General features: G+C 57.4%; 30 protein-coding genes. 18 read left to right on the forward strand and 12 right to left on the reverse strand.

The genetic code is table 11. The features are described 5' to 3' along the window. Positions 1 to 59 precede the first annotated feature (59 nt). The 6 genes from L3069_RS18675 to ruvX all read left to right on the forward strand — a co-directional run bounded on the left by L3069_RS18675 (position 60) and on the right by ruvX (position 4172). A complete protein-coding gene (locus L3069_RS18675) occupies positions 60 to 557 on the forward strand; it encodes a SprT family zinc-dependent metalloprotease (protein ID WP_032621896.1) in 498 nt (165 codons plus the stop codon). Positions 558 to 651: 94 nt separating this feature from the next. Beyond that, a complete protein-coding gene (gene endA, locus L3069_RS18680) occupies positions 652 to 1359 on the forward strand; it encodes a deoxyribonuclease I (RefSeq protein WP_038416708.1) in 708 nt (235 codons plus the stop codon). A gap of 51 nt (positions 1360 to 1410) precedes the next feature. Beyond that, positions 1411 to 2142, forward strand: coding sequence for a 16S rRNA (uracil(1498)-N(3))-methyltransferase (gene rsmE, locus L3069_RS18685; protein WP_003860033.1), 732 nt, complete (start codon positions 1411 to 1413; stop codon positions 2140 to 2142). A 31-nt stretch (positions 2143 to 2173) separates the two neighbouring features. Next, positions 2174 to 3121, forward strand: coding sequence for a glutathione synthase (gene gshB / locus L3069_RS18690; RefSeq protein ID WP_038416709.1), 948 nt, complete (start codon positions 2174 to 2176; stop codon positions 3119 to 3121). 74 nt (positions 3122 to 3195) lie between these two features. After that, positions 3196 to 3756 carry a YqgE/AlgH family protein gene (locus L3069_RS18695; protein ID WP_022649353.1) on the forward strand — a complete coding sequence of 187 codons (561 nt, stop codon included), beginning with the start codon at positions 3196 to 3198 and terminating at the stop codon, positions 3754 to 3756. Continuing rightward, the gene (gene ruvX, locus L3069_RS18700) at positions 3756 to 4172 is read left to right on the forward strand and encodes a Holliday junction resolvase RuvX (protein ID WP_006811925.1); all 417 of its coding nucleotides are present in this window, start codon (positions 3756 to 3758) and stop codon (positions 4170 to 4172) included. The genes L3069_RS18695 and ruvX overlap by 1 nt, the downstream gene beginning before the upstream one ends. 10 nt (positions 4173 to 4182) lie before the next feature. Here the strand turns inward: ruvX and L3069_RS18705 are convergent, their stop codons facing one another. Further along, complete coding sequence (locus tag L3069_RS18705) at positions 4183 to 5163, reverse strand: type IV pilus twitching motility protein PilT (RefSeq protein ID WP_032676501.1); 981 nt, start codon at positions 5161 to 5163, stop codon at positions 4183 to 4185. A 17-nt stretch (positions 5164 to 5180) separates the two neighbouring features. Here L3069_RS18705 and L3069_RS18710 point away from each other — a divergent pair, with 17 nt between their 5' ends. The 6 genes from L3069_RS18710 to L3069_RS18735 are packed head-to-tail and all read left to right on the forward strand — an operon-like array spanning position 5181 to position 8896. Next, positions 5181 to 5882, forward strand: a complete 702-nt coding sequence (locus tag L3069_RS18710) for a YggS family pyridoxal phosphate-dependent enzyme (RefSeq protein WP_023298569.1) — start codon at positions 5181 to 5183, stop codon at positions 5880 to 5882. A gap of 21 nt (positions 5883 to 5903) precedes the next feature. Beyond that, the gene (locus tag L3069_RS18715) at positions 5904 to 6470 is read left to right on the forward strand and encodes a YggT family protein (RefSeq protein ID WP_003860024.1); all 567 of its coding nucleotides are present in this window, start codon (positions 5904 to 5906) and stop codon (positions 6468 to 6470) included. Then, the gene (gene yggU / locus L3069_RS18720) at positions 6467 to 6763 is read left to right on the forward strand and encodes a DUF167 family protein YggU (protein WP_022649356.1); all 297 of its coding nucleotides are present in this window, start codon (positions 6467 to 6469) and stop codon (positions 6761 to 6763) included. Before L3069_RS18715 ends, yggU begins: the two co-directional genes overlap by 4 nt. 3 nt (positions 6764 to 6766) lie before the next feature. Further along, positions 6767 to 7360, forward strand: coding sequence for an XTP/dITP diphosphatase (locus tag L3069_RS18725; RefSeq protein WP_022649357.1), 594 nt, complete (start codon positions 6767 to 6769; stop codon positions 7358 to 7360). After that, the gene (gene hemW / locus L3069_RS18730; RefSeq protein WP_038416710.1) at positions 7353 to 8501 is read left to right on the forward strand and encodes a radical SAM family heme chaperone HemW; all 1149 of its coding nucleotides are present in this window, start codon (positions 7353 to 7355) and stop codon (positions 8499 to 8501) included. Before L3069_RS18725 ends, hemW begins: the two co-directional genes overlap by 8 nt. 56 nt (positions 8502 to 8557) lie before the next feature. After that, entirely contained in the window at positions 8558 to 8896 is a 339-nt protein-coding gene (locus L3069_RS18735) for an endonuclease domain-containing protein (protein ID WP_023298571.1), read from the forward strand. 83 nt (positions 8897 to 8979) lie between these two features. Here L3069_RS18735 and L3069_RS18740 read toward each other — a convergent pair whose 3' ends face one another. From L3069_RS18740 to trmB, 3 genes are read right to left on the reverse strand one after another with little or no spacing between them, the layout of a single operon-like run. Next, the gene (locus L3069_RS18740) at positions 8980 to 9696 is read right to left on the reverse strand and encodes a DUF2884 domain-containing protein (protein WP_022649360.1); all 717 of its coding nucleotides are present in this window, start codon (positions 9694 to 9696) and stop codon (positions 8980 to 8982) included. A gap of 57 nt (positions 9697 to 9753) precedes the next feature. After that, positions 9754 to 10080: a YggL family protein gene (locus tag L3069_RS18745; protein ID WP_003862421.1), complete on the reverse strand. Its 327-nt coding sequence runs from the start codon at positions 10078 to 10080 to the stop codon at positions 9754 to 9756. Beyond that, complete coding sequence (gene trmB / locus L3069_RS18750) at positions 10080 to 10799, reverse strand: tRNA (guanosine(46)-N7)-methyltransferase TrmB (protein WP_022649361.1); 720 nt, start codon at positions 10797 to 10799, stop codon at positions 10080 to 10082. Before trmB ends, L3069_RS18745 begins: the two co-directional genes overlap by 1 nt. 144 nt (positions 10800 to 10943) lie before the next feature. Here trmB and mutY point away from each other — a divergent pair, with 144 nt between their 5' ends. The 4 genes from mutY (at position 10944) to L3069_RS18770 (ending at position 15044) form a co-directional block, all read left to right on the forward strand. Continuing rightward, on the forward strand, positions 10944 to 11996 hold the full coding sequence (gene mutY / locus L3069_RS18755; RefSeq protein ID WP_023306917.1) for an A/G-specific adenine glycosylase: 1053 nt from the start codon (positions 10944 to 10946) through the stop codon (positions 11994 to 11996). A 26-nt stretch (positions 11997 to 12022) separates the two neighbouring features. Next, positions 12023 to 12295 carry an oxidative damage protection protein gene (locus L3069_RS18760; protein WP_003862425.1) on the forward strand — a complete coding sequence of 91 codons (273 nt, stop codon included), beginning with the start codon at positions 12023 to 12025 and terminating at the stop codon, positions 12293 to 12295. Positions 12296 to 12419: 124 nt separating this feature from the next. Next, entirely contained in the window at positions 12420 to 13496 is a 1077-nt protein-coding gene (gene mltC, locus L3069_RS18765) for a membrane-bound lytic murein transglycosylase MltC (protein WP_100167814.1), read from the forward strand. Between the two features lie 291 nt (positions 13497 to 13787). Continuing rightward, positions 13788 to 15044, forward strand: coding sequence for a nucleoside permease (locus tag L3069_RS18770; RefSeq protein WP_022649364.1), 1257 nt, complete (start codon positions 13788 to 13790; stop codon positions 15042 to 15044). An 81-nt stretch (positions 15045 to 15125) separates the two neighbouring features. Here L3069_RS18770 and citG read toward each other — a convergent pair whose 3' ends face one another. From citG to L3069_RS18810, 8 genes are read right to left on the reverse strand one after another with little or no spacing between them, the layout of a single operon-like run. Next, positions 15126 to 15929: a triphosphoribosyl-dephospho-CoA synthase CitG gene (citG, locus tag L3069_RS18775; RefSeq protein WP_038416712.1), complete on the reverse strand. Its 804-nt coding sequence runs from the start codon at positions 15927 to 15929 to the stop codon at positions 15126 to 15128. Further along, positions 15907 to 16446 carry a citrate lyase holo-[acyl-carrier protein] synthase gene (citX, locus tag L3069_RS18780; protein WP_038416713.1) on the reverse strand — a complete coding sequence of 180 codons (540 nt, stop codon included), beginning with the start codon at positions 16444 to 16446 and terminating at the stop codon, positions 15907 to 15909. The genes citG and citX overlap by 23 nt, the downstream gene beginning before the upstream one ends. 2 nt (positions 16447 to 16448) lie before the next feature. Beyond that, positions 16449 to 17966: a citrate lyase subunit alpha gene (gene citF / locus L3069_RS18785; protein WP_100167815.1), complete on the reverse strand. Its 1518-nt coding sequence runs from the start codon at positions 17964 to 17966 to the stop codon at positions 16449 to 16451. Between the two features lie 10 nt (positions 17967 to 17976). Beyond that, positions 17977 to 18852, reverse strand: a complete 876-nt coding sequence (citE, locus tag L3069_RS18790) for a citrate (pro-3S)-lyase subunit beta (RefSeq protein WP_032626185.1) — start codon at positions 18850 to 18852, stop codon at positions 17977 to 17979. Next, positions 18849 to 19142, reverse strand: coding sequence for a citrate lyase acyl carrier protein (gene citD, locus L3069_RS18795; protein WP_017382935.1), 294 nt, complete (start codon positions 19140 to 19142; stop codon positions 18849 to 18851). Before citD ends, citE begins: the two co-directional genes overlap by 4 nt. A gap of 16 nt (positions 19143 to 19158) precedes the next feature. Next, positions 19159 to 20181 (reverse strand): [citrate (pro-3S)-lyase] ligase, encoded by a 1023-nt coding sequence (gene citC, locus L3069_RS18800; protein ID WP_038416714.1) that lies wholly within the window; start codon positions 20179 to 20181, stop codon positions 19159 to 19161. Between the two features lie 13 nt (positions 20182 to 20194). Further along, the gene (locus L3069_RS18805; protein WP_023298578.1) at positions 20195 to 21058 is read right to left on the reverse strand and encodes a fumarylacetoacetate hydrolase family protein; all 864 of its coding nucleotides are present in this window, start codon (positions 21056 to 21058) and stop codon (positions 20195 to 20197) included. A 17-nt stretch (positions 21059 to 21075) separates the two neighbouring features. Beyond that, complete coding sequence (locus L3069_RS18810; RefSeq protein WP_038416715.1) at positions 21076 to 22437, reverse strand: 2-hydroxycarboxylate transporter family protein; 1362 nt, start codon at positions 22435 to 22437, stop codon at positions 21076 to 21078. Between the two features lie 345 nt (positions 22438 to 22782). Between L3069_RS18810 and L3069_RS18815 the strand changes: the two genes are divergently transcribed. Both L3069_RS18815 and L3069_RS18820 read left to right on the forward strand, forming a co-directional pair. After that, positions 22783 to 24420: a sensor histidine kinase gene (locus tag L3069_RS18815; RefSeq protein WP_022649372.1), complete on the forward strand. Its 1638-nt coding sequence runs from the start codon at positions 22783 to 22785 to the stop codon at positions 24418 to 24420. After that, positions 24410 to 25102: a response regulator gene (locus L3069_RS18820; protein ID WP_022649373.1), complete on the forward strand. Its 693-nt coding sequence runs from the start codon at positions 24410 to 24412 to the stop codon at positions 25100 to 25102. Before L3069_RS18815 ends, L3069_RS18820 begins: the two co-directional genes overlap by 11 nt. Positions 25103 to 25165: the final 63 nt, after the last annotated feature.

Below are 25165 nucleotides of genomic sequence, written 5' to 3' on the forward strand. Positions count from 1 at the left end.
TCCTCCTGCGGGGAGGCGCCTCTTGCGCCTCCCCGCTTCCCGCTTTATGCTCTGCCCCTATGAAATCTCCCCGTCTCCCCATCGCCATTCAGCAAGCCGTTATGCGCAGCCTGCGGGAAAAACTCGCCCAGGCCAACCTGAAGCTCGGCCGCGATTATCCTGAACCGAAGCTGGTCTATCAGCAGCGTGGCACCGCGGCAGGCACCGCCTGGCTGGAATCGTATGAGATCCGCCTGAATCCGGTGTTGATGATGGAAAATCAGCAGGCGTTTATCGAAGAAGTGGTGCCGCACGAGCTGGCCCACCTTTTGGTGTGGAAACACTTTGGCCGCGTCGCGCCGCACGGCAAAGAGTGGAAATGGATGATGGAGGCGGTGCTCGGCGTTCCGGCTCGCCGCACCCACCAGTTCGAGCTGGAATCGGTACGCCGCAATACGTTTCCCTACCGCTGCCAGTGCCAGCAGCACCAGCTTACCGTCCGCCGTCACAACCGCGTGGTGCGCGGCGAGGCTACCTATCGCTGCGTAAAGTGCGGCGAACCACTGGTGGCGGAATAATCACTCGAACTTTCAGGAACTTTCCTGATCTGACTGATTGCATACGGGAACAACATTCGTTACGTTGCGGGCTCGTTTTGACACGGAGTGTAAGATGTCCCGTAATGTTTCTCTCGCAGTCGCTTTTCTGGCGACGGCGCTCTCCGGCCATGCTCTGGCCGACGGTATTCACAGTTTCTCACAGGCAAAAACCGCAGGCGTAAAGATTAACGCCGACGTACCGGGTGATTTCTACTGCGGCTGTAAAATTAACTGGCAGGGTAAGAAAGGGGTCGTGGATCTGGGATCCTGCGGCTATAAGGTGCGCAAGAACGAGAACCGCGCCAGCCGAATCGAATGGGAACACGTTGTTCCGGCCTGGCAGTTTGGCCACCAGCGCCAGTGCTGGCGGGACGGTGGACGTAAAAATTGCGCAAAAGATCCGGTCTACCGCCAGATGGAAAGCGATATGCACAACCTGCAACCCGCCGTGGGTGAAGTCAATGGCGACCGCGGAAACTTCATGTACAGCCAGTGGAACGGTGGCGAAGGCCAGTACGGTCAGTGCGCCATGAAGGTCGATTTCAAAGAGAAACTCGCCGAACCGCCTGCCCGCGCGCGCGGCAGCATCGCCCGCACTTACTTCTATATGCGCGACCGCTACGATCTCAACCTTTCCCGCCAGCAGACGCAGCTCTTCAATGCCTGGGACAAGCTCTACCCGGTGACGGACTGGGAATGCCAGCGCGACGAACGTATCGCCAAAGTCCAGGGGAATCACAACCCTTACGTCCAGCGGGCTTGCCAGGCGCAAAAGAGCTAACCTACACTACGGCAATTCGCTTATATCGCATGACACATGGAATTTCTGACTATGCGCATCCCTCGCATCTATCACCCTGAACTGATTACCCCAGGCGGCGAAATCGCCCTGTCTGATGATGCCGCAAACCACGTAGGCCGCGTGCTGCGCATGGGCGCAGGCCAGGCGATTCAGCTCTTTGACGGCTCTAATCAGATTTTTGACGCTGAAATTACGCGCGCCGATAAAAAAAGCGTGCACGTGAAGGTGCTGCGTGGCGACGTGGACGACCGGGAATCCCCGCTGCACATTCACCTTGGCCAGGTGATGTCGCGCGGGGAAAAGATGGAGTTCACCATTCAGAAATCCATTGAACTGGGTGTAAGCCTCATTACGCCACTTTTTTCTGAGCGCTGCGGCGTTAAACTGGATGCGGAACGTCTGAACAAAAAGATCCAGCAGTGGCAGAAAATTGCCATTGCAGCCTGTGAACAGAGTGGCCGCAACCGCATCCCGGAGATCCGCCCGGCGATGGATCTGGAGGACTGGTGTGCAGAAGAGGAAAGCGGGCTTAAGCTTAATCTTCATCCGCGCGCCAGCGCCAGCATCAATACGCTGCCGCTGCCCGTTGAGCGCGTACGCCTGCTGATTGGCCCGGAAGGCGGCCTGTCGGCTGACGAAATCGCCATGACGGCGCGTTACCAGTTTACTGATATTCTGTTGGGACCTCGCGTTCTGCGCACTGAGACAACGGCACTCACCGCCATTACCGCCCTACAAGTGCGATTTGGCGATCTGGGTTGAAGCAAAGCCTGACCCATAACCGGAGAAGAACATGATTAAGCTCGGCATCGTGATGGACCCCATCGCAAACATTAACATTAAGAAAGATTCCAGCTTCGCTATGCTGCTGGAAGCGCAGCGTCGCGGCTATGAACTCCACTATATGGAGATGAACGATCTGTACCTGATCAACGGTGAAGCCCGCGCACGTACCCGCATCGTTAACGTCGAGCAGAACTACGAAAAATGGTACGAATTCGGCACCGAGCAGGATATTGCCCTGGCCGACCTTAACGTCATCCTGATGCGTAAAGATCCGCCGTTCGACACCGAATACATTTACTCCACCTATATCCTTGAGCGTGCCGAAGAGAAAGGCACGCTGATCGTCAACAAGCCGCAGAGCCTGCGCGACTGCAACGAGAAGCTCTATACCGCATGGTTCTCTGACCTGACGCCGGAAACGCTGGTCACCCGCAGCAAAACGCAGCTGAAAGAATTCTGGCAGAAGCACGGCGACATCATCATGAAGCCGCTGGACGGCATGGGCGGCGCATCGATCTTCCGCGTGAAAGAGGGCGACCCGAACATTGGCGTAATTGCCGAAACGCTGACCGAGCTGGGGACCCGCTACTGCATGGCGCAAAACTATCTGCCGGCCATTAAAGACGGTGACAAGCGTGTGCTGGTTGTAGACGGCGAGCCGGTGCCTTACTGCCTGGCGCGTATCCCGCAGGGTGGTGAAACCCGTGGCAACCTGGCGGCCGGAGGCCGTGGCGAACCGCGTCCGTTAAGCGAAAGCGACTGGGAAATTGCCCGCCGCGTCGCCCCTACGCTGAAAGCCAAAGGCCTGATCTTCGTTGGCCTCGATATCATCGGCGATCGTCTGACCGAAGTGAACGTCACCAGCCCGACCTGCATTCGTGAAATCGAAGCGGAATTCCCGATCTCGATCACCGGAATGCTGATGGACGCTATCGAAAAACGTTTACAGAAATAACCTGTGACAGCGCCTGTGTTTATCCCCATACTGGGCGCTGTCGCTTTTTAAACCAGGAAACAGTACCTCTGACAATGAATTTACAGCATCACTTTCTTATTGCCATGCCTGCTCTCCAGGATCCGATTTTCCGCCGCGCCGTGGTCTATATTTGCGAATACAACGAAGACGGCGCAATGGGGATTATCATCAATAAGCCGCTGGAAAACCTTCAGGTCGAAGGCATTCTGGACAAGCTGAAAATCCCTGCTGAAGCGCGGCTGCCGGAAATCCGTCTTGATAAACCGGTGATGCTCGGCGGACCGCTTGCAGAAGATCGTGGCTTTATCCTGCATACCCCGCCGGTTTTCTCGTCCAGCATTCGTATCTCCGATAACACCGTCGTCACCACCTCTCGCGATGTGCTCGAAACACTGGGCACGGCAAATCAGCCTTCTGAGGTGCTGGTTGCGCTCGGCTACGCTTCCTGGGAAAAAGGGCAGCTGGAACAAGAAATTCTGGACAACGCCTGGCTGACGGCCCCTGCGGATATGAATATCCTGTTTAAAACCCCTATCGCCGATCGCTGGCGTGACGCGGCAAAACTGATTGGCATTGATATTCTGACCATGCCTGGCGTTGCGGGGCACGCGTAATGAGCGGCACCCTTCTCGCCTTTGACTTCGGCACCAAAAGCATCGGCGTCGCTGTGGGTCAACGGATCACCGGCACCGCCCGCCCGCTCACAGCGCTGAAAGCTAACGACGGCACGCCGGACTGGAACCTTATTGAGCGCTTGCTCAAAGAGTGGCAGCCGGACGACGTGATTGTCGGTCTGCCGCTGAACATGGACGGCACCGAGCAGCCGCTTACCGCCCGCGCACGCAAGTTCGCGAACAAAATCCATGGCCGCTTTGGCGTCTCCGTTAAGCTGCACGATGAACGTTTGAGCACCGTCGAGGCACGCGCTGGCCTGTTCGAGCACGGTGGCTTCCGGGCGTTGAACAAAGGCAGCGTGGATTCAGCTTCAGCCGTCATTATCCTCGAAAGCTATTTCGAACAGGGTTACTGAGCGCCGGGGCCTACAGCCGCCCCTGCGCCCGTCGCTCCGCCAGACTCTGCTCAAAGTTCTGCATCCCCGCCTGCTGCCCCGTTTGAATAATGCCCGGCAGTTGCCAGGTTTTGCCTTCGCGGATCAGGTTTGCCGCCGCCGACGTATTCACCAGTAGCTCATACAGCGCCACGCGCCCGCCCTGGACATCCTGACGCAGCTTCTGCGCCAGTACCGCACGCAGGCTTCCCGCCAGCTGATTACGAACCGGATCTTTCTCCTGCGCCGGGAAGGTATCGACCAGGCGCTCGATCGCCTGCGCCGCACCGCGCGTGTGCAGCGTGGCCAACACCAGATGGCCAGTCTCAGCCGCCGTCAGCGCCAGGCGTATCGTCTCGCTGTCGCGCAGCTCACCAAGCAGAATCACATCCGGATCTTCACGCAGCGCACTGCGCAGGGCCTCGGCAAAGGACGGGCTATGCTGGCCTATCTCCCGCTGCCGGATGAGGCAACGTTGACTCTGGTACATAAACTCCACCGGATCTTCCAGAGTCAGAATGTGCCCGTCCGTATGGTGATTGAGAAAATCGACCATCGCGGCCAGGGTGGTCGATTTCCCGCTGCCGGTGGCGCCGGTGACCAGAATCAGGCCATTGTCATTGGACAAAAGCTCCGGGATCGCTCGCGGCACGCCTAGCGCAGAGAGCTGCGGACACGTCAGCGGCAACAGGCGTAGCGCGATCGAAACGCCGTGCATATGCTTAAACGCACTGCCGCGCAGCCGCTGACCGCCTGTGAGGGTAACGGCAAAATCTACCTGCCCGTTTGCCCACCAGGCACCCTGCTGCTCGTCGTTGAGCCACGCTTTTAATAACGCCTCCACATCCGGGGGCGGAAACGGCGCAGGTTCAAGACGGCCTGACCTGCGCCAGCGCGGTGGTGAATCACTGCACAGGTGTAGATCGGAGACGTTATGCTTTACACTAAGGGCCACAATTTCTTCCACATCCATAGACAACTCCTCGGAAAATGAACGACATTGCGCATAACCTGGCACAGGTCCGGGACAAAATCTCAGCCGCGGCAACGCGTTGCGGCCGTGCTTCAGAAGAAATTACGTTGCTTGCAGTCAGCAAAACCAAGCCTGCGAGCGCCATCGCAGAAGCGATAGCCGCCGGTCATCGTGCCTTTGGTGAAAACTATGTGCAGGAAGGCGTAGATAAGATTCGCGCTTTCCGGGAGCGGGGAAATACAGACCTGCAGTGGCACTTTATCGGTCCGCTACAGTCGAACAAAAGCCGTCTGGTAGCAGAGCACTTCGACTGGTGTCACACCATCGATCGTCTGCGTATCGCTACCCGTTTGAGCGACCAGCGCCCTATGGAGATGCCAGCGCTTAACGTGCTGATTCAAATCAACATCAGTGATGAAAACAGCAAGTCCGGCATTACGCTGAGCGAACTGGATGCGCTGGCGGCGGACGTGGCGGCGCTGCCGCGCTTAACCCTGCGCGGACTGATGGCCATTCCGGCACCAGAGTCAAGTTATGAAAGGCAGTTTGCCGTAGCACAGCAAATGGCTGTAGCATTTGAGGCGCTTAAAGCGCGCTATGACACGGTAGACACGCTTTCTCTGGGCATGTCGGACGATATGGAAGCCGCCATCGCGGCAGGCAGCACCATGGTGCGCATCGGCACAGCAATTTTCGGTGCGCGCGATTACACCCAATAATAAGGAAACCTGAGGAACGCCATGAAGACGTTGACTTTCCTGCTTTCAACGGTCATTGAACTGTATACGATGGCGCTGCTACTGCGCGTCTGGATGCAGTGGGCCCGTTGTGATTTTTACAATCCATTCTCACAATTTATCGTGAAAATCACGCAGCCCATTGTGGGGCCGCTTCGCCGCATCATTCCGGCAATGGGGCCGATTGACAGTTCATCTCTGCTGATGGCGTTTATTCTGAGCGTTATCAAAGCGATCGTGCTGTTTATGGTCATCACTTTCCAGCCGATTATCTGGATTTCAGCCGTTCTGATCCTGGTTAAAACCGTCGGCTCGCTGATCTTCTGGGTCCTGCTGGTGATGGCGATTATGAGCTGGGTAAGCCGGGGCCGTAGCCCGGTGGAGTACGCGTTGATTCAGCTGACTGAACCGTTACTGCGTCCGATCCGTAGCCTGCTGCCTGCGATGGGCGGAATCGACTTCTCCCCGATGCTTCTCGTTCTGCTGCTGTACGTGCTGAATATGGGTATCGCGGAACTGTTACAGGCGACGGGTAATATGCTGCTGCCGGGGCTGTGGATGGCGTTATGAGTGCAGTTAGCCCCTGCGCCGACGGGCTGGTTTTACGGCTGTACATTCAGCCGAAAGCCAGCCGCGACAGCATTGTTGGGCTGCATGGCGACGAGCTAAAAGTCGCCATCACTGCCCCGCCCGTTGACGGCCAGGCGAATGCGCATCTGACTAAATATCTGGCAAAACAGTTTCGCGTCGCTAAAAGCCAGGTCATCATTGAGAAAGGTGAACTTGGCCGGCATAAACAGGTAAAAATCCTTAACCCGCAATCTATCCCGACGGAAGTCGCGGCTCTGACAAAACAGGACTAAACCATGCAGAAAGTTGTTCTCGCCACCGGAAACGCCGGTAAAGTGCGCGAGCTGGCCTCGCTATTACATGATTTTGGGCTGGACGTGGTGGCTCAGACCGAGCTGGGCGTGGACTCCGCCGAAGAAACCGGCCTGACGTTTATCGAAAACGCCATTCTGAAAGCGCGCCATGCGGCGCAGATCACCGGGCTGCCCGCGATTGCCGATGACTCCGGTCTGGCCGTGGATTTTCTGGGCGGTGCGCCGGGGATTTACTCCGCCCGCTATTCCGGGGTGGACGCCACCGACCAGCAGAACCTGGAAAAGCTGCTTGTGGCCCTGAACGACGTCCCTGACGAACAGCGTACCGCGCAGTTCCACTGCGTGCTGGTCTACATGCGTCACGCGGAAGATCCCACGCCGATTGTCTGTCACGGCAGCTGGCCGGGCGTGATCACCCGTGAAGCGGCGGGCAACGGCGGCTTTGGTTACGACCCGATTTTCTTTGTCCCGACCGAGGGCAAAACCGCTGCGGAACTCACCCGCGAAGAGAAAAGCGCGATCTCCCACCGTGGACGCGCCCTGAAACTGTTACTGGAAGCACTGCGTAATGGCTAATTTGCCGCCTCTGAGTCTTTATATTCACATCCCATGGTGCGTGCAGAAATGCCCGTACTGCGATTTCAACTCGCACGCGCTGAAGGGCGAAGTGCCGCACGATGATTACGTCGCGCATCTGCTGGCCGATCTGGATGCCGATGTACCGTACGCACAGGGACGTGAAGTGAAGACCATTTTTATTGGTGGCGGTACGCCGAGCCTGCTTTCAGGCCCGGCGATGCAGACGCTGCTGGACGGTGTGCGCGCACGCCTGAACCTGGCAGCGGATGCTGAAATTACGATGGAAGCCAACCCGGGCACCGTTGAGGCCGACCGTTTTGTCGAGTATCAGCGCGCGGGCGTGAACCGTATCTCCATCGGCGTGCAGAGCTTTAGCGAGCCAAAGCTGAAGCGCCTGGGGCGCATTCATGGCCCGGAAGAGGCAAAGCGCGCGGCGAACCTGGCAACGGGGCTTGGGCTGCGCAGTTTTAACCTCGATTTGATGCACGGCCTGCCGGATCAGTCGCTGGAAGAAGCGCTGGACGATTTGCGTCAGGCAATTGAACTGAACCCGCCGCATCTGTCGTGGTATCAGTTGACCATTGAACCGAACACCCTGTTTGGTTCCCGTCCTCCGGTGCTGCCGGACGATGACGCGCTGTGGGATATCTTCGAGCAGGGCCACCAGCTTTTGACCGCGGCGGGGTATCAGCAATACGAAACCTCGGCGTATGCGAAGCCGGGCTATCAGTGTCAGCACAACCTGAACTACTGGCGCTTTGGGGATTATCTGGGGATTGGCTGCGGGGCACACGGCAAAGTGACCTTCCCGGACGGGCGCATTCTGCGTACTGCCAAAACGCGTCATCCGCGCGGGTTTATGGAAGGCCGCTACCTGGAGCGTCAGCATGACGTCGAGGCGGTGGATAAGCCGTTTGAGTTCTTTATGAACCGCTTCCGTCTGCTGGAAGCCGCACCGCGCGCGGAGTTTGCGCTCTACACCGGGTTGTCAGAGTCGGTGATTCGTCCGCAGATTGACGAGGCGCTGGCGCAGGGGTATCTGACCGAGTGTAATGAGTACTGGCAGATCACCGAGCACGGTAAGCTGTTCCTAAACTCCCTTCTTGAGCTGTTCCTCGCTGAAAATCCTGAAGGCTGATTCAGGATTTTACATCCCGTTCTGCTGGTTGAGGGAAAGGCTGGCAGAGTGTGGGGATGGAAAAATCAAAACAACTCCGCAAACAAATGACACCCGAAGAATTACGCCTCTGGTATCTGCTCAGAGGTCGCCGCTTCTTTGGGTATAAGTTTCGCCGACAGATGCCGGTTGGGCCGTACATCGTGGATTTTGCCTGCTTTAAGGCGAAACTGATTGTTGAGCTGGACGGGGGGCAACATCAGGATAAAGAGGCCTATGACTCTCGTCGCACCGAGTTTTTGAATGCGAACGGCTGGGAAGTCGTACGGTTCTGGAATCATGAATTCAGGGCTAATGAGGAGGAGATGCTGATGGCTATTCTGCAACGATTGCAATGCCTGATGCCCTCACCCTAACCCTCTCCCACAGGGAGAGGGAACTGGTTACTCCCTCTCCCCTGGGGAGAGGGCCGGGGTGAGGGGCCCTACGCGCAGAGGCGTTACTTCAGCGTCCCCACCAGCGCCTTCCGGCTGTCTTCCAGGGACACCACGCGTTTACACACGTCTTTGCCGAACTGCTGGAAATCGGCTTCCTGATTCTTCCACTCGTTCTGAATCGAGGTTTGCAGTCCGCCCAGGCTACCCAGTACACCCTGCAACGGATTACCGCCGCCTTTCAGCACCGCTTTGGCGCCCATCTCGTTGATGCTGTCCTGGAGAATGCCGCCCATCGCCTGGTTCACCAACTGCTGACCGTCGGCTCGCACCTGATCGATCGCCTTATAGTGGAACGTCAGGCCATCAGAGCGCGTCTCAATAATGCGGTTCATCTGTTCTTTCAGCTGTTTATCCAGCTTCGTCAGACGGGTGCGCATATTGCTGCTCTCCCCCACCTCTTTGGTGATGATTTTATCCAGCGCCACGCGGCCCTTCTCAACGCGGGTCAGCGCGCCATCGTTTATCCATGGCAGCGCGGTACGCAACTCGGCCTGGTAGTCCATCGCCTGCTCGCGCTGGGCGGCCGTCAGGTTTTGCTGTTTGCCGTTAAACGTCACGTTGCCATCCGGCGTGATCACCAGATTGCCATTCTCGCCCTTAACCTGCACGGTTTGCGGGCTTAATACCACGTCGTCACGCGGGGTGACGCTACATTTATACTCCGCATGGGCGGTGGTTCCGATTGCCAGTAAAGCAACCGCCAGCAACGTTTTACGCATCTTCAACACTCCCTCAGACAAAATGGGCCAGCTAATGCTGGCCCCGTTCTTGCTTTATTAGTCCCACCAAACGTCGAAAAGTTCGCTGACGCGGACATCTTCCAGTTTGTGGTCTTCAAGCCATTTGCGTACCAGCGCCTGATGTTCTTCGGTGCATTTCCCCACTTCCTGGGTGCAAATCAGACCTTCCCACGCCAGATAGCCGCTACCGTCGAAGGCCAGCTTGTTGGGTTCGATCACCTCGTTGATGAACGCATCAACGTCCTGATCGATCTGCTCAACGCTGGTGCCTTCCGGGAAACGCCAGGCAACGGAGAAACCCACTTCCTGGAATTCTTCGATGTGCATCTTTTTACGCAGACGACGGCTACGATTCTTTGCCATTATTTCACCCTCTCGAACATTAAGTCCCATACGCCGTGACCAAGACGATGGCCACGCTGTTCAAATTTTGTCACCGGACGTGAATCCGGACGCGGTACGTAGTCGTTGCTTTCAGACTGGTTTTTATACCCGTCCAGCGACGACATCACTTCCAGCATGTGTTCCGCATAAGGTTCCCAGTCGGTCGCCATGTGGAAGACGCCGCCCAGCTTAAGCTTACTTTTCACCAGCTCGGCAAACGGTGCCTGAACGATACGGCGTTTATTATGACGCGCTTTGTGCCACGGGTCAGGGAAAAAGAGCTGAACCATGTTCAAAGAATTGTCAGGAATCATTTTATGCAGCACTTCCACCGCGTCGTGACACATAACGCGCAGGTTCTCAACGCCCTCTTCATGGGCCGTTGCCAGACACGCACCGACGCCTGGCGAGTGCACTTCAATACCGAGGAAGTTCTGCTCTGGTCGCGCTTTCGCCATAGTGACCAGCGAGGTGCCCATGCCAAAACCGATCTCCAGCGTCACTGGCGCATCGCGACCAAACAGCTCGGTAAAGTCGAGCGGCTGCTCGCTGAACTCAACGCCCATCACCGGCCAGTAGTTGTCCAGCGCGTGTTGCTGCCCTTTTGTCAGGCGGCCCTGACGGCGGACAAAGCTGCGAATACGGCGCAGCGGGCGACCGTTTTCATCAAATTCCGGTGAAATGACGTCGTTTTTCATAAAAGAGTTGTCTGCTTGTGAGAGTGTACGGGAAACGGGCATTATCCAAAGTTAAGGCTTCTATGCAAGCATGGGAAAGATCCGGTTTACAGCAGATTGACGCTGTGCTGCAATCTGCCTCCCTGATTAAGCGAATCGATGACCATGCAAGCCTCTCAATTTTCAGCCCAGGTGCTGGACTGGTACGACAAATACGGGCGTAAAACCCTGCCCTGGCAAATTGAAAAAACGCCTTACAAAGTATGGCTCTCCGAGGTGATGTTGCAACAAACGCAGGTCGCGACGGTCATTCCTTACTTCGAGCGTTTTATGGCGCGCTTCCCGACAATCACCGATCTGGCCAACGCGCCGTTAGACGAGGTACTGCACCTGTGGACAGGCCTCGGCTATTACGCCCGCGCGCGCAACCTGCACAAAGCCGCACAGCAGGTCGCCACCCGCCACAACGGTAAATTCCCGGAGACCTTTGACGAGGTGGCGGATTTGCCCGGCGTCGGGCGTTCAACCGCAGGCGCAATCCTTTCCCTGTCTTTAGGCAAGCATTTCCCTATTCTCGACGGCAACGTCAAGCGCGTGCTGGCACGCTGCTACGCCGTAGAAGGCTGGCCGGGCAAGAAAGAGGTTGAGAAGCGCCTGTGGGAGATCAGTGAAGCGGTCACTCCGGCGAAAGGGGTGGAGCGTTTTAACCAGGCGATGATGGATCTGGGCGCGATGGTCTGCACCCGTTCAAAACCGAAGTGCGAACTCTGCCCGGTAAATAACCTCTGCGTGGCCTATGCGAACCACTCCTGGGCGCAGTATCCGGGGAAAAAACCGAAGCAGACGCTGCCTGAACGCACCGGGTACATGCTGCTGATGCAGCATGGCGACGAGGTGTTTCTCGCCCAGCGCCCGCCGAGTGGCCTGTGGGGTGGTCTATACTGCTTCCCACAGTTTGAGGATGAAGCTTCGCTTCGGGCATGGCTTGAACAGCGCGGCATTGCGGCCGATACCCTGACGCAACTCAACGCGTTCCGTCATACCTTCAGCCATTTCCATCTGGATATTGTGCCTATGTGGCTTCCCGTGTCCTCATTCACCTCCTGCATGGATGAAGGCACCGCTCTCTGGTATAACTTAGCGCAACCGCCATCAGTCGGGCTGGCGGCTCCCGTGGAGCGCCTGTTACAGCAATTACGTGTCGGTGCAATGGTTTAGCATCGGCAAGACAAAGAGGAATGAGTATGGCCAGAACCATTTTTTGTACTTTCCTGCAGCGCGACGCTGAAGGCCAGGATTTCCAGCTCTACCCGGGCGACCTGGGTAAACGCATTTACAACGAGATCTCCAAAGAAGCCTGGGGACAGTGGCAGAAAAAACAGACCATGCTGATCAACGAGAAAAAGCTCAGCATGATGAACCCGGAACACCGCAAGCTGCTGGAGCAGGAGATGGTGAACTTCCTGTTCGAGGGTAAAGACGTCCACATCGAAGGCTATACGCCACCGGAAAAATAATACTCTGCGGCTGCTGCCCGGCGGCGCTGCGCTTGCACGGGCCTACGGTTATGTAGGCCGGGTAAGCGCAGCGCCACCCGGCAACAGCAACCTCAAAGCAAACACAACACGCACTCCCGGAATGATGAAAAAACTATTAGCGCTAGCACTTGTTGCGCCGTTGCTTGTGTCTTGTTCTTCCAAAAAGGGCGATAGCTATAACGAAGCCTGGGTTAAGGACACCAACGGTTTTGACATTTTGATGGGGCAGTTTGCCCATAACATCGAGAACATATGGGGATTTAACGAAGTTCTTATTGCCGGACCGAAGGACTACGTTAAGTATACCGACGCCTATCAGACCCGTAGCCACATCAACTTCGATGACGGTACGATTACGATTGAAACCATCGCGGGGACTGAACCTGCGGCGCATTTACGTCAGGCCACCATCAAAACCCTGCTGATGGGCGACGATCCGGGATCTATCGATCTCTACTCTGATGCCGATGACATTACAATCTCCAAAGAGCCATTCCTGTATGGGCAGGTCGTTGATCAGACCGGTCAGCCGATTCGCTGGGAAGGTCGCGCGACGAATTTCGCAGACTATTTGCTGCAAACGCGCCTGAAAAGCCGCACCAATGGCCTGAAGGTGATCTATAGCGTTACGATCAACCTGGTGCCGAACCACCTCGACAAGCGTGCGCATAAGTATCTGGGCATGGTGCGTCAGGCGTCGCGTAAGTATGGCGTGGATGAGTCGCTGATCCTGGCGATTATGCAGACCGAATCCTCGTTCAACCCGTATGCGGTGAGCCGTTCCGACGCGCTGGGGCTGATGCAGGTTGTGCAGCACAGCGCCGGTAAAGACGTGTTCCGCGCGCAGGGGAAATCCGGTACGCCGAGCCGCAGCTACCTGTTTGACCCGCAAAGCAACATTGATACCGGTACCGCATATCTGGCGATGCTGAACAATGTTTATCTCGGCGGGATTGATAACCCGACTTCACGTCGCTATGCGGTGATCACCGCCTACAACGGCGGAGCGGGCAGCGTCCTGCGCGTCTTCTCGAACGATAAAGTTCAGGCCGCGAACATCATCAACAGCATGGCGCCGGGGGACGTGTACTCCACGATGACCACTCGCCACCCGTCTGCGGAATCCCGCCGCTATCTGTATAAGGTGAATACGGCGCAGAAGAACTATCGTCGTCGCTAGAAACCAACACCCCCCTCACCCTGCCCTCTCCCCAAAGAGGAGAGGGTGTTCAAGTTCCCTCTCCCCTTTGGGGAGAGGGTTAGGGTGAGGGGGCATCAGACCGCACTCACTCCACCCCACCCATACAAAAATGCTATTTGCATCACAATCCAAACTGCAAATTAATGTGGATTGCATTTTTTTGCGGGAGGTAACAAAACATATCGTTGCCAACTGATAGAATTGCATCAAATAACAACCCTGAATGTTCCTATAACAACATATCTCCCGCTCACTTGTGAGGAAAGTAACATGAACCTTAAGCTGCAGCTTAAAATCTTGTCGTTTCTGCAGTTCTGCCTGTGGGGTAGCTGGCTGACTACACTCGGCTCCTATATGTTTGTGACGCTCAAGTTCGATGGTGCGTCAATCGGTGCCGTCTACAGCTCGCTGGGTATTGCGGCTGTTTTCATGCCAACGCTGCTCGGTATCGTGGCGGATAAATGGTTAAGTGCGAAATGGCTGTATATGCTTTGCCATCTGGTGGGTGCGGGGACGCTGTTTATGGCGGCCGAAGTGACCACGCCGGGGGCGATGTTTATGGTGATCCTGCTTAACTCGCTGGCGTATATGCCAACGCTTGGCCTGATCAACACCATCTCCTACTACCGCCTGAAATCTGCCGGTCTGGATATCGTCACCGACTTCCCGCCAATCCGTATCTGGGGCACCATCGGCTTTATCATGGCAATGTGGGGCGTGAGCTTCGCGGGCTTCGAGCTGAGCCACATGCAGCTGTATATTGGTGCCGCGCTCTCCGTGCTGCTGGCGCTGTTCACCCTGACGCTGCCCACCATTCCGGTTTCTAACCAGCAGAAAAACCAGAGCTGGAGCACCATGCTTGGCCTGGACGCCTTCGCCCTGTTCAAAAACAAGCGCATGGCGATCTTCTTTATTTTCTCCATGCTGCTGGGCGCGGAACTGCAAATCACCAACATGTTCGGTAATACCTTCCTGCACAGCTTCGATAACGATCCGCTGTTTGCCGGGAGCTTTATCGTTGAACACGCGTCGGTGATGATGTCCATCTCGCAGATCTCTGAGACGCTGTTCATCCTGACCATCCCGTTCTTCCTGAGCCGCTACGGCATCAAGAACGTCATGCTGATCAGTATCGCTGCCTGGATGTTGCGCTTCGGTCTGTTCGCCTACGGCGACCCAAGCGCGTTCGGCACCGTGCTGCTGGTTCTGTCGATGATTGTTTACGGCTGCGCCTTCGACTTCTTCAACATCTCCGGCTCGGTGTTTGTAGAAAAAGAGGTGAAACCTGAAATTCGCGCCAGCGCGCAGGGCATGTTCCTGATGATGACCAACGGCTTCGGCTGTATTCTGGGCGGCGTGGTGAGCGGTAAAGTGGTTGAGATGTATACCACCAACGGCATCACCAACTGGCAGCCAGTGTGGCTGATCTTCGCCGGGTACTCACTGGTGCTGTTCTTCGCGTTCATCGTGCTGTTCAAGTACAAGCACGTACGCGAACCACACGGTGCGCAGCCGATCGCGCATTGATTGTTGTGCCCGGTGGCGGCTTCGCCTTACCGGGCCTACAAACCGCAAACCGTAGGCCGGGTAAGCGTTAGCGCCACCCGGCTATTTTATTCCAGACAGCACCCACCCCACCGACAGCAAATCCGCGCTGCCGCCCGGACTCAGGTTTCGTTCAATCAACGCGTTATCCATCCTAAGTAACGCATCCTGATCCCAGCCGTTCGCCAGCAGCTCCTGTGCATAATCCTGGACGTAGCGCAGCCCTTCAGTGCCGCCGCGCGAAACGAGATTACTGTCCTGGTTGATGGCCATCAGGCGCAATAACAGGTCATGAAGGGTGTTTCCCTTCCACTGCGCCAGCGCCTTACGCACCGTGCTGAAGCCGCTTTCTGCCTCACCGCGCGCGCCGGTTAAACCGTACTGTTGAAACTGTCGCTCTCCCGCCGTTGCCTGCCCGCTGCGCCCGCCCAGTTCCCGCGCCACCAGCCCACGACAGATGTTACTTACCTCACAACAGAGGCTATCCGCAGAGATATTTTTCACACGTCCGGCGGCGAAGCAGAGCAAACCAAGGGCAAAAATCCCGCCCTTGTGCGTGTTCACCCCGCCCGTGGCGGCGTACATCGCCTGCTCACAGGCCATTCCCATCGGGCGGATAATCCGTAGCTGCTCTCCAGCAGGTTTTTCCGCATGTGCTTCACCCAGTTCCGCAAAACGGGCAAACCACGGCGTAATCGCCGCAATGCTGCGGAGGAATAAGGTATGGTCCATATCGCGATGGGAGCCGTTATTGAGCCTGTCCACCAGCCCCGGCTTGGGCGTCAGCTCCAGCTCCTGCCACAGCGCCGCTTCGGCAAGCGCAGGCACGTCAACCGGGCGCGGTTTAGTCGCGAGCAAACCAGTCATCGATCATCTTCTCCACGCGGGAAACCACCTGCTCAACGGGATGGTGGCGCGAACGGGAACAGGCGTGGGCGGGCTCGTCGCAAATCAGACAGCGCCTGAGGTGTGAACCCAACGACTGACGGCCAACGTGGCCGTGCTGAGGGCAGATCACATCCAGATCCCACAGTCTGCCGAGCGGGTGCGTCTGCTCCAGTTCAGCACAGTGCGCTTTAATTTCCGCCGCCGGATGCGCGACGCACCACAGCGCTTCAGGTCCGGTGGGTAGCCAGAGCACCTGGCGGTCCAGCACCTGCCAGCGGTTTTCCCACAGCAGCTGGTCACACATCTGTAACGCCACGCCCATGGTGTTGCGATAGCGCAGGCTGTCTTTGATTTGCCCGGGCGTGACCAGCGTTAGGGAGATCACCGGTTGTTGATGGTGCGTAAGCCAGTCAGCCTGACGGGCTGCGCGGCGCTCTTTCGCCGCCAGCAGCGCGTCCAGGCTGACACCCGTCCGCACAGGTGTCGCAATAGTCATATTCACTCCTTTACCTGTCGAACGGTGTCGATCACGCTGCCGTCGCGGTAGCGGATCACCCCGACAATTTTGTCGGTGAACTCAATCGGTTTCGGTACGCCGGCCAGGGAAATCGCCCGCTCATAGAGCGCGTTGATATCTACAACCTTCAGGCCTGCTTCCATGAGTCGTTCGCGGATCTCCGGGCGCGCCGGGTTGACCGCAATACCGTGGTCGGTGACCAGCACGTCAATGCTCTCCCCCGGCGTGAGGCGAGTGGTAACGCGCTTCACAACGGTCGGGATGCGGCTTCGCAGCAGCGGCGCGACCACAATGGTCAGGTTGGCTGCCGACGCCACGTCGCAGTGCCCGCCGGATGCGCCGCGCATCACGCCGTCGGATCCGGTGATGACGTTGACGTTAAAATCGACGTCGATTTCCAGCGCGCTGAGGATCACCACGTCGAGCTGGTCGCAGCTTGCCGCCTTGCTGCCGGGGTTGGCGTAGACGTTGGTGGAGATCTCCACGTGGTTCGGGTTGCGCGCCAGCGAGGCCGCTGCCTGGCCGTCAAAGCACTGGGTGTCGAGCAGCTTTTCGATGAGCCCCTTCTCGTGCAAATCCACCAGGCTGCCGGTGATACCGCCAAGGGCGAAGCGCGCCTTCACACCGCTGCGCTCCATCTTCTCTTCCATAAAGCGGGTGCAGGCGGTGGCCGCCGCACCGGAGCCGGTCTGCATCGAGAAACCTGGTTTGAAATAGCCTGAGTGCTCAATCACGTCCGCCGCATAGCGGGCAATCATCAGCTCGCGCGGGTTGCTGGTGACGCGCGCCGCACCGACGCTGATTTTCGCCGGGTCGCCCACGCTCTCCACCTGCACGATGTAGTCCACCTGATCCTGCACCAGGCTGGCGGGCATATTCGGGAACGGCACCAGTTCTTCGGTCAGCAGCACCACCTTACGGGCAAAGTGTGCGTCCACCATGGCGTAGCCCAGCGAACCGCAACACGATTTGCCCTGCGTGCCGTTGGCGTTGCCAAACTCATCGCTGCACGGCACGCCGAGAAATGCCACGTCGATATTCAGCTCGCCATCCTGGAGCAGCTTCACGCGCCCCCCGTGGGAGTGAATTTGTACCGGCTCGTCCATCAGCCCGTGGGAGATGGCCTCCGCCAGCCTGCCGCGCATACCGGAGGTATAAATTCGGGCGATCACGCCGTTTTGAATATGCTCGATCAGCGCGTCGTTGCAGGTCATCAGCGAGCTGGAGGCCAGGGTCAAATTTTTAAAACCCATCCGCGCCAGCAGCGCCACAACGGTGTTGATCACCCGGTCGCCTTCGCGAAAGGCATGGTGGAAAGAGATGGTCATCCCGTCCTGCAAGCCGCTGCGCATGACGGCTTCTTCGAGGGAGGCGCAAAGCTTACGGTTGTGTTTCGCCTCGCTGTCCGCCAGCCACGGCGTCGCGCTGTGGGCGGTATCAAAGGGCTTCAGATCCCGCAGATGGGGGAAATTCACATGGAGAAGTTCTGTCTGATTCATTATGTCATCCTTACCGACGCACGCCGGAGGCCGCCGCGCGCTCCAGCACCACCTGCGCGTGGTTAATAATCGGTGCATCCACCATTTTGCCGTTGAGCGAGACCACCCCCAGGCCGTTACGCTCGCCCTCTTCTGCCGCTTCAATCACCCGTTTGGCGTGCTCCACCTCTTCCCGTGTCGGGGCGTAGGCGTTGTGCAGCAGGTCAATCTGGCGCGGGTTAATCAGCGATTTGCCGTTAAAGCCCATCTTGCGGATCAGATCGACCTCGCGCAGGAACCCGGCTTCGTCATTAACGTCTGACCACACCACGTCGAAGGCGTCAATGCCCGCAGCGCGGGCGGCGTGCAGCACGGCGCAGCGGGCGTAGAACAGCTCGGTGCCGTCGCCGCGCTCGGTCTGCATGTCCATCACATAGTCAAAGGCGGCCAGCGCGATGCCGATAAGTCGCGGGGAGCTGCGGGCAATCGCCACGGCGTTGATGACGCCAATGGCCGATTCAATCGCCGCCATCACGCGGGTGGAACCTACTTCACGCCCGCACTCCTGCTCAATGCGCTCGAGGTGGCCTTCCAGCTCGTAGATATCGTCCGGGGTGTCGGTTTTCGGCAGGCGAATCACGTCTACGCCCGCGCGTACGGCGGCCTCCAGATCCAGCAGGCCAAACGGCGTGCTCAGCGGGTTAATACGCACCACGGTTTCGATATCCTGATACATCGGGTGCTGCAACGCGTGGAACACCAGCATGCGTGCGGTGTCTTTCTCGCGCAGGGCCACGGCGTCCTCAAGGTCAAACATGATGGAGTCGGGGCGGTAGATAAAGGCGGTGGAGAGCATGGCGGCATTGGCGCCCGGCAGGAACAGCATACTGCGGCGGAGTTTACTCATTTCAGCGCCCCCCAGTTGATGGCCTGTTCATCGGCGGCACGCAGAAGCGCGCTTTGCAGGCGGGCGCGGATCACACAGTCCAGCGCCCCTTTGTCTTCAATAATGATTAATCCCTGGTGCACGTTCATGGCGCGCAATGTGTCGTTGACCACCTGGCGTATTTGCTCGCCAAACTGCTTAATCACTTCACTGTGGATGACAATCTCCAGCTCACCGTGAGCGGGGGCGATTTTCACCATCAGGTCGCTGGACTCCTGCGTTCCGGCCAGCGCCTCCCTTACAATATTCATGATAAATTCCTGATAGTTATGCGACTTCCGCACTCGCACGATAATGTGCTTCGAGGTGCGCGAAGGTGGAGTCCGGGACAATCTCCCGGATCCGGGAAAACTGCTGTGTCTTGAGTAAACGGCGCACTTCCGAGGCCGAAATAGCGTTGCCGGTGGCTTTGATGCGCGGCATCTCCACCACGTCGATGTGCGAGGCCAGCAGGTCGTGCAGCGTCTGGTTGTACTGGCGGGTGATATCGCAGAACGGCTCCGAGCCGATGAAGCGGTGCGTGATGCCCAGCGCCGGGGCGATAAAGTCCCGGAAGATCAGCACGTCGATCTCGCTCCACGCCTGCTGCACTTTGCCGGTCTCCTTCAGGAAGTAGGCCGGAAACGTGGCGCGGGAGATGATGTACTGCGAGCCTTCATGCACCGCCACGTTCGGCAGATGCGCCACGCCCGCACGCACCATCTCAAGGCGCGCGCTGAACGGGAAGAACGAGGCGTCTTCACGCACCACGAACAGATGTAGAGCATCGCACTGCGCCGCCGCCTGCTCCACCAGATGACGGTGACCGAGGGTGAACGGGTTGGCGTTCATCACGATGGCACCAATCTTCTCCCCACACTTGCGGCTAGCGCGCAGGGATCGGCAGTAGCGCACGATCCCTTGCGGAGTGTTCTCCATTAGCACCGCGTTGTTCCCGCTCTGGGCAACCGGCCAGAAACCGCTGCGGCCAAAGCGCTCCTTATTACACGGACGGGTGCAGAGGAAGAGGTGAAAATGGCCGCGCTCCAGCGCCGCATTTTCCACCTCTGCCAGCAGACGCGCGCTGAGGTTTTCCCCACGAAGCTGCTCGTTGACCGCGACGCACTTGATGACGTTGGCAGCAAGCCCGGCGCAACCCACCAGCTGCGCGCCGGACCAGGCTTCAACAAACAGCGTGATGTCGTTGTCCAGGCCAAGGCCGCTGTCTGCCAGCAGGTAGCGGATCTGGCTTAAGCGTTCCGGGTGTTTCGCCACAACGGTGTGGCGAAAATCAATGGGTTGCGATTGCATGCTGCCGCCTTACTCAGTGTGCTGCCGCGAGCCCGACGGCTGGCGCTTCCACGATCACGTTGCTCAGATGACCGATATGCTCGATCTCTACCTCAATGCGATCCCCCTCCTTCATAAACAGTGGCGGGTTGCGCTTTTTACCCACCCCGCCAGGCGAGCCGGTGATGATCACGTCGCCCGGGCTGAGACGGGTGAAGGTGCTGATGTACTCGATCAGCTCCGCCACCTTGTGGATCATGCTGCTGGTGTTGTCCTCCTGCACCATGCGGCCGTTCAGCCAGGTGCGGATCGCCAGGCTGTGCGGGTCCGGGATCTCATCCGCCGTCGCCATCCACGGGCCGAACGCCCCGGTCTGCCGCCAGTTTTTCCCGGCGGTGAACCAGGTGTGCTGCCAGTCGCGGGCGGAGCCGTCCATGTAGCAGCTGTAGCCCGCCACGTGGCGCAGGGCGTCGTCGCGGCTGATGTTCTCCCCGCCTTTGCCGATGATCACCGCCAGCTCGCCTTCGTAGTCGAACTCGCTGGAGTGGCGCGGCTTCAGCACCGGCTCGTTGTGGCCGGTCTGTGAATCCGGGAAGCGGACAAACAGGGTCGGGGCCGGGTTATGCTGATCAAACTCCTTGCGCTTGTCGGCATAGTTCATGCCCACGCAGAGAATTTTTTCCGGCTGGACAATCACCGGTAAGAAGGTGATGGCGTTCAGCGGTACATCCACCGCGTCGTTCAGAAAACGGGTGGCCTGCGCCAGCCCGTTCCCCTGCAACAGCGCTTTAAGGTCGCCATAGCGGTCGCCCAGGCGGCGGCCTAAATCAATCACGCCCCCGGCCTGAACGATGCCGTAGCTGCGTTTACCCTGGTATAAAAAGCTTGCGAGTTTCATTGTTCTTTCCTGAAAACTTAAACGAGGAAGTTGCCCAGAATCAGCAGTGAGACAGAGACGTTAATCGCCCCGCCGATACGGGTAGCAATCTGGGCGAATGGCATCAGGCTCATGCGGTTGCCTGCGGTCAGGATCGCCACGTCACCGGTACCGCCCTGCCCGCTCTGACAGCAGGAGACGATGGCGACATCAATCGGGTGCATACCAATCTTTTTGCCAACGAAGAATCCGGTTGCCACCAGCGCGGAAACCGTGCTGATAATCACCAGCAGGTTGCTGACGGTGAACGCCGCCACCAGTTCATGCCATGGGGTAATCGCCACGCCAACGGCGAAGAGAATCGGGTAGGTCACGGAGGTCTGGAAGAATTTGTACACCACCTGAGAACCCTCCAGCAGACGCGGAGAGGCGCCATTGCAGAGCTTCACCAGCACCGCCATAAACAGCATACCCACCGGCGCTGGCAGACCAATCAGCTTGTGGCCGAGCATGCCCAGCATGTACAGCAGCACCGCCAGCAGCGCGCCGGAGGCGATGGTGGTCACATCCGCTTTGCCGGAGAACGCGGGTTGAGAGACGGTGGCATCGGCGTTGGCGCGGTTAGGCATCAGCTGGCCTTCACCGGTCAGGTGCGGGTAGCGTTTACCGAGCTGGTTGAGGCAACCGGAGATGATGATCGCCGTCAGGCCGCCGAGCATTACCATCGGCAGCACGCGGCCGAGCGCCACGCCCTGATCCATGTGCAGCAGCGTGGCATAGCCGATAGAGAGCGGGATCGCCCCTTCCCCAACGCCGCCCGCCATGATCGGCAGAATAATAAAGAAGAAGATCTGGAACGGCTCGAGTCCCAGCGCCAGCCCAACGCCCATGCCGACAATCATGCCGACGATTTCGCCGCACAGCATCGGGAAGAAGATGCGCAGGAAGCCCTGGATCAGCACGGTGCGGTTCATGCTCATGATGCTGCCGACAATAATGCAGCAGATATAGAGGTAGAGAATGTTGGTGGATTTATAGAATTTGGTCGTGGACTCGACCACCACGTCCGGCAGCAGGCCGTAATAGACCAACGCGGAAGGGATAAAGGTGGCGCAAATTGCCGCCGCGCCGAGCTTGCCGACAATCGGCAGGCGTTTACCAAACTCGCCGCAGGCAAAGCCGAAGAAGGCCAGCGTCGCCACCATCACCACGATATCGCTCGGCAGTTTTCCGCCCAGGCAATCAATGGCGATCAGCGCGCCCGCCAGAACGAACAGCGGCAGAGGAATAATCCCGATTTTCCAGGTATCCATAATATGCCACCAGCGCTCTTTAAGCGAAGGCCGCTGAATTTCAATCGGGTCGTGGGTAACAGAGAAAGAATCGTCAGTTGTGCTCATAATAAGCCCCTTGGTTATTTTGTGCGTCCAGCTTAGAGTCACAAAGGCTTACTTTATGTGAGGGATGACATATTAAAAGCGAAGTTTTAATGGCCGCTATGGTTTTAATGGTTTCTTTTATTTAATGTGATTTATGCCTTATTTATTACCGTGGTTTTTATGGTTTCTTTTCTTAACTGAACAAAGAAATAACATTTATTCATTTAACCTTAAGAGGATGAGACTTTCGGAAAAATCTTTTACAGGCTGCGCTGTGCAAGGGATCACAAGTTTTCGGCAAAGCGGGCATCCTGGCCTTAAAAGATGATATATTCAGCCGACCTGTTGATATCTCGCGTGATAGTTATGAAAGTATCGTTTCAGATCAAGCTGTTTATTTCGCTGGTCGCCTTTTTCTCAGTGCTGTTCGCATTACTGGGCGGATATTATTATGTCGATGTCGGCAGGCAGCTTTATCAGGAAATGAGCGCGCGCGCAAAAATACAGGCCGAAGAAATTGCGCTTATTCCTTCTCTGCGAAAAGAAGTCGAACAAAAGGATATCCAGGGCATCCATGACTTTATGCAGAAAATAGCCGCCCGCAGCGACGCCAGTTTTATTGTGATTGGTGACAATAAAGGGCTGCATCTTTTCCATTCCGTGTTTGCCGACCGGGTAGGCAAAACGCTGGTTGGCGGAGACAACGACGAGGTATTACACGGCAAAAGCACCATCACCATCCGCAAGGGCGGGTTAGGCATTTCGCTGCGCAGCAAAGCGCCCATTTTTAATGATGCCGGGCAGGTGGTAGGGATTGTTTCGGTAGGCTATCTCACAAGCTATCTGGACACCATCACCGTCAGCAAGGTGGTTAATATCCTGATTGCCGCCGTGCTGCTGCTTATCGCCCTGTTTATTTTCTCCTGGTTCTTCACCCGCAGCATCAAGAAGCAGATATTCTCTCTGGAGCCGCGCGAAATCGGCCTGCTGGTGCGTCAGCAAAAGGCGATGATGGAATCCATTTATGAAGGGGTGATTGCCATCGACGACGATCTCCGCATTGAGGTGATTAACCAGGCGGCGCGTAAATTATTAGGCTTACGCCAGCCCGCCCGCGAACTGCGGGGTCAACTCATCAGCCAGGTGATCGCGCCCGTCCCGTTCTTTAACGCGCAAACCATGCTTGCGAAAGACACCCACGATGAGATCTGTCGCTTTAACGATCTCACGGTCATTGCCAGCCGGGTGCGGATCATGCTGGAAGATGCGTTGCAGGGCTGGGTGATCACCTTTCGCGATCGCAACGAGATCGACTCGCTCAGCGCCCAGCTCAGCCAGGTGAAACGCTATGTTGATAACCTGCGCATCATGCGCCATGAACAGCTGAACCGCATGACCACGCTGTCCGGCCTGCTGCATATGGGCCGTTATGACGAGGCAATTCGCTATATACAGGCGCAGTCGGAACACGCTCAGGAGCTGCTGGACTTTATCTCGTCCCGCTTTAGCTCCCCGACGCTGTGCGGTTTGCTGCTTGGAAAGGCCGCCCGCGCGCGTGAAAAAGGCGTTGAGCTGAGCTTCGATCCGGCCTGCCGGGTGGACAAACCCTTCCTGCCGCTGCTCGAATCGGAACTAGTCTCGATCATCGGGAACTTGCTGGATAACGCCATCGAAGCGACCCAGCGCGCCCCGCTCCCGCATGCCCCGGTAGACGTGCTAATAAAGTTGAACGAGCAAGAACTGATTATTGAAGTCGCCGACCAGGGCGTCGGCATCACACCGGAGATCCGCGACCGGATCTTTGAGCGCGGCATCACTACCAAAACGCGCGGCGATCACGGTATTGGCCTGTATCTGATTGAAAGCTACGTCACGCAGGCTGGCGGTGCAATTGAAGTTGCCGATAACACCCCACGCGGTGCCATTTTCTCACTGTTTATTCCCGCCACGGGAACGGTCCGGCACCCCGTACAGGAACTGGAAGATACCGACTATGCAACATGAACTTATCGACGTACTGATTGTTGAAGACGAGAACGAACTGGCGCAACTGCACGCGGAGCTTATCGGTAAACATCCGCGCCTGAGGCTGGTGGGGATTGCCGCGTCACTGGCCGACGCGCAGGTACAACTGGAGAGCAAACAGCCGAAGCTGATGCTGCTGGATAACTATCTGCCGGACGGCAAAGGCATCACCCTTATCAGCAACCCGATGCTCACCCGCGCCAACTGCTCGGTGATTTTCATCACCGCCGCCAGCGATATGGACACCTGTAGCCAGGCCATTCGTAACGGCGCGTTCGACTACATCCTCAAGCCGGTTTCCTGGAAACGCCTGAGCCAGTCGCTGGAACGTTTTGTGCAGTTTGCCGAACAGCAGCGCGTCTGGAAGATTGTCGACCAACAGAACGTGGATTCACTCTATCAGCTACAGGCGAAAAATTATCGACTGGACAACGGCAGCAAAGGGATAGAGGAGAACACGCTGGCGCGGGTGCAAACGTTGTTTAACAACAAGGCGGCGCACTGCTTTACGGTGGATGAGGTGGTGAGCGAGACGGGACTGAGTAAAACCACCACCCGGCGCTATCTGGAACACTGCGTGGAGGTGGGTTTTCTGACGGTGGAGATGCTGTACGGGAAGATTGGGCATCCGAGAAGGATGTACCGGCGTAGTGCGACTTAACTCCCCTCACCCCGGCCCTCTCCCCAAAGGGGCGAGGGTGAAAAGACGGCTCCGTGCAATCCC

The sequence above is a fragment of the Enterobacter cloacae complex sp. ECL411 genome (assembly GCF_021869665.1).
Taxonomy (GTDB): Bacteria; Pseudomonadota; Gammaproteobacteria; order Enterobacterales; family Enterobacteriaceae; genus Enterobacter; species Enterobacter intestinihominis.

Excerpts from the sequence above, each read along its gene's own strand:
- L3069_RS18675 (WP_032621896.1), top strand. The coding sequence starts at position 60 with ATGAAATCTCCCCGTCTCCCCATCGCCATTCAGCAAGCCGTTATGCGC.
- endA (WP_038416708.1), top strand. The coding sequence starts at position 652 with ATGTCCCGTAATGTTTCTCTCGCAGTCGCTTTTCTGGCGACGGCGCTC.
- rsmE (WP_003860033.1), top strand. The coding sequence starts at position 1,411 with ATGCGCATCCCTCGCATCTATCACCCTGAACTGATTACCCCAGGCGGC.
- gshB (WP_038416709.1), top strand. The coding sequence starts at position 2,174 with ATGATTAAGCTCGGCATCGTGATGGACCCCATCGCAAACATTAACATT.
- L3069_RS18695 (WP_022649353.1), top strand. The coding sequence starts at position 3,196 with ATGAATTTACAGCATCACTTTCTTATTGCCATGCCTGCTCTCCAGGAT.
- ruvX (WP_006811925.1), top strand. The coding sequence starts at position 3,756 with ATGAGCGGCACCCTTCTCGCCTTTGACTTCGGCACCAAAAGCATCGGC.
- L3069_RS18705 (WP_032676501.1), bottom strand. The coding sequence starts at position 5,163 with ATGGATGTGGAAGAAATTGTGGCCCTTAGTGTAAAGCATAACGTCTCC.
- L3069_RS18710 (WP_023298569.1), top strand. The coding sequence starts at position 5,181 with ATGAACGACATTGCGCATAACCTGGCACAGGTCCGGGACAAAATCTCA.
- L3069_RS18715 (WP_003860024.1), top strand. The coding sequence starts at position 5,904 with ATGAAGACGTTGACTTTCCTGCTTTCAACGGTCATTGAACTGTATACG.
- yggU (WP_022649356.1), top strand. The coding sequence starts at position 6,467 with ATGAGTGCAGTTAGCCCCTGCGCCGACGGGCTGGTTTTACGGCTGTAC.
- L3069_RS18725 (WP_022649357.1), top strand. The coding sequence starts at position 6,767 with ATGCAGAAAGTTGTTCTCGCCACCGGAAACGCCGGTAAAGTGCGCGAG.
- hemW (WP_038416710.1), top strand. The coding sequence starts at position 7,353 with ATGGCTAATTTGCCGCCTCTGAGTCTTTATATTCACATCCCATGGTGC.
- L3069_RS18735 (WP_023298571.1), top strand. The coding sequence starts at position 8,558 with ATGGAAAAATCAAAACAACTCCGCAAACAAATGACACCCGAAGAATTA.
- L3069_RS18740 (WP_022649360.1), bottom strand. The coding sequence starts at position 9,696 with ATGCGTAAAACGTTGCTGGCGGTTGCTTTACTGGCAATCGGAACCACC.
- L3069_RS18745 (WP_003862421.1), bottom strand. The coding sequence starts at position 10,080 with ATGGCAAAGAATCGTAGCCGTCGTCTGCGTAAAAAGATGCACATCGAA.
- trmB (WP_022649361.1), bottom strand. The coding sequence starts at position 10,799 with ATGAAAAACGACGTCATTTCACCGGAATTTGATGAAAACGGTCGCCCG.
- mutY (WP_023306917.1), top strand. The coding sequence starts at position 10,944 with ATGCAAGCCTCTCAATTTTCAGCCCAGGTGCTGGACTGGTACGACAAA.
- L3069_RS18760 (WP_003862425.1), top strand. The coding sequence starts at position 12,023 with ATGGCCAGAACCATTTTTTGTACTTTCCTGCAGCGCGACGCTGAAGGC.
- mltC (WP_100167814.1), top strand. The coding sequence starts at position 12,420 with ATGAAAAAACTATTAGCGCTAGCACTTGTTGCGCCGTTGCTTGTGTCT.
- L3069_RS18770 (WP_022649364.1), top strand. The coding sequence starts at position 13,788 with ATGAACCTTAAGCTGCAGCTTAAAATCTTGTCGTTTCTGCAGTTCTGC.
- citG (WP_038416712.1), bottom strand. The coding sequence starts at position 15,929 with ATGACTGGTTTGCTCGCGACTAAACCGCGCCCGGTTGACGTGCCTGCG.
- citX (WP_038416713.1), bottom strand. The coding sequence starts at position 16,446 with ATGACTATTGCGACACCTGTGCGGACGGGTGTCAGCCTGGACGCGCTG.
- citF (WP_100167815.1), bottom strand. The coding sequence starts at position 17,966 with ATGAATCAGACAGAACTTCTCCATGTGAATTTCCCCCATCTGCGGGAT.
- citE (WP_032626185.1), bottom strand. The coding sequence starts at position 18,852 with ATGAGTAAACTCCGCCGCAGTATGCTGTTCCTGCCGGGCGCCAATGCC.
- citD (WP_017382935.1), bottom strand. The coding sequence starts at position 19,142 with ATGAATATTGTAAGGGAGGCGCTGGCCGGAACGCAGGAGTCCAGCGAC.
- citC (WP_038416714.1), bottom strand. The coding sequence starts at position 20,181 with ATGCAATCGCAACCCATTGATTTTCGCCACACCGTTGTGGCGAAACAC.
- L3069_RS18805 (WP_023298578.1), bottom strand. The coding sequence starts at position 21,058 with ATGAAACTCGCAAGCTTTTTATACCAGGGTAAACGCAGCTACGGCATC.
- L3069_RS18810 (WP_038416715.1), bottom strand. The coding sequence starts at position 22,437 with ATGAGCACAACTGACGATTCTTTCTCTGTTACCCACGACCCGATTGAA.
- L3069_RS18815 (WP_022649372.1), top strand. The coding sequence starts at position 22,783 with ATGAAAGTATCGTTTCAGATCAAGCTGTTTATTTCGCTGGTCGCCTTT.
- L3069_RS18820 (WP_022649373.1), top strand. The coding sequence starts at position 24,410 with ATGCAACATGAACTTATCGACGTACTGATTGTTGAAGACGAGAACGAA.